This window comes from Coprococcus intestinihominis (genome assembly GCF_040096555.1).
GTDB classification, from domain to species: Bacteria; Bacillota; Clostridia; order Lachnospirales; family Lachnospiraceae; genus Coprococcus_A; species Coprococcus_A intestinihominis.
Genome location: NZ_JBBMEK010000392.1, coordinates 1 through 1,976, shown reverse-complemented (window position 1 = coordinate 1,976; position 1,976 = coordinate 1). Strand labels below are relative to the sequence as shown.

General features: G+C 40.8%; 2 protein-coding genes. Both read left to right on the top strand.

Going from position 1 to position 1,976, the window contains the following annotated elements; all coding sequences use genetic code 11:
• Positions 1-610 precede the first annotated feature (610 nt).
• Positions 611-829 (top strand): cation transporter, encoded by a 219-nt coding sequence (locus tag WMO25_RS17530; RefSeq protein ID WP_015513131.1) that lies wholly within the window; start codon positions 611-613, stop codon positions 827-829.
• A gap of 119 nt (positions 830-948) precedes the next feature.
• On the top strand, positions 949-1,976 hold a 1,028-nt coding region (locus tag WMO25_RS17525; protein ID WP_349086474.1), incomplete at its 3' end, for an HAD-IC family P-type ATPase.

Here is a 1,976-nt window from a genome sequence, read left to right as displayed (position 1 = left end):
AATTGCATTGTAAAGGGATAGTGCTTCTGATGGGGAATTAAAAATCTGTTCGAACAGACTGGATAAAAAAGTTCTGTTCAGTGATTGAGAAGTTGCTGAAGCAGACAAGGATGCTGCGTAAGCAGCGGTATCTGCAGTTTTATCAGGTGTAAAGGTGGATGGCTGCCATTGTGCCATAAAATCTACCTCCATTTTACCATAAAACGAATTCATATACGAGTAATAAAAAACTTCAAAATATGATGCGCATCGTGTAAAAACATCATAACACATCAAAAACAAAAATGCATTTATCAAAAATCGCATTATTTGACAAGAATCGACAAATTTATATTCTAATCTCTGAAAATCGACAATTTTTCTTTTCTCAAATTGACTTCTCCTGAACGGAAATAGCAGCAATTTCGGTTCCATCCTTAAATCATTTTGGGTCTTTATTTAGAAGATGCAGTATCTGTATAGATGAAGATTATATAATGCAATAATAATTTTGAAAAAACAGAGTCTTCTATTGACATCATCTCTATCTGTGGTATACTTAAATAAACATATGAATAAATGAGCATATAAATGATTAAAAATAAATAATATATTCAAAGGAGATTTTATTATGAAGAAGACGTATAAGATTGATGTGGATTGTGCCAACTGTGCGAACAAGATGGAAGATGCAGCGAATAAGACAGCCGGTGTGAAGAATGCGGTTGTCAACTTCATGGCACTGAAGATGAGTGTTGAATTTGAAGAGGGTGCAGCGCCAAAGGATGTCATGCAGGAAGTATTGAAGAACTGCAAGAAGGTTGAGGACGATTGTGAGATTTTCCTTTAAGACAGAATGAATACGGAAGTTGTGAGATACCAGGATTGGATGCGTCTGACCCTGGTATCCTGCCATAGAGTTTGAAGTTTGTTATAGATAGTATGACTGAATAAAGGAAGGTGAGCTGTGTGAATAAGAAGCAGAAAAAGGTTTTGACAAGAATTATTATAGCAGCTGTTTTGATGATTGCTTTTTCTTTTCTTCCGGTTGAAGACTATACGGCGTTTGTTTTATTTCTGATTCCGTATCTTGTCATTGGATATGATATTCTGATCAAGGCCGGCAAGGGCATTAAGAATCATCAGGTGTTTGACGAGAATTTTCTGATGGCGGTAGCAACCGTAGGCGCGATTGCCCTTGGTGATTATCGTGAAGGTGTTGCTGTTATGCTGTTTTACCAGATTGGCGAGCTGTTCCAGAGCTATGCTGTGGGCAAGAGTAGAAGGAATATCAGTGATCTGATGGATATTCGTCCGGATTATGCGAATATCGAGCGTGACGGTGAGATTGAGGAAGTGGACCCGGATGAAGTTGAGATTGGCAGTATCATCGTTGTCAAGCCGGGTGAGAAAGTGCCTATTGATGGCGTGATCATTGAGGGAACCACCACATTGAATACAAGTGCACTGACAGGAGAGAGCGTGCCGAGAGATGCATCGGAAGGTGATGAAGTGATCAGCGGCTGTATCAATATGACGGGTGTTCTCAGAATTAAGACAACGAAGGAATTTGGTGAGTCGACGGTTTCGAAGATTCTGGATATGGTGGAGAATGCAAGCTCAAGAAAGTCCCGTTCAGAGAACTTTATTTCCAAGTTTGCCAAATATTACACACCGGCTGTATGCTATGGTGCGTTGGCGCTGGCAGTGCTTCCGCCGATTGTCAGGATGCTTTTTATGGGGTTTTCACCGGAATGGGGAGATTGGATCATGCGAGCGTTGACATTCCTTGTCATCAGCTGCCCATGTGCCCTTGTTATCAGTATTCCGCTTAGCTTTTTCGCCGGTATCGGCGGTGCCAGCAATGCAGGTGTCCTTGTAAAGGGTTCTAATTATCTGGAGACACTGGCCGGAACGAAATATGTTGTATTTGACAAGACAGGTACAATGACACAGGGGGTATTTGAAGTAACAGGTGTGCATCACAATACATTGCC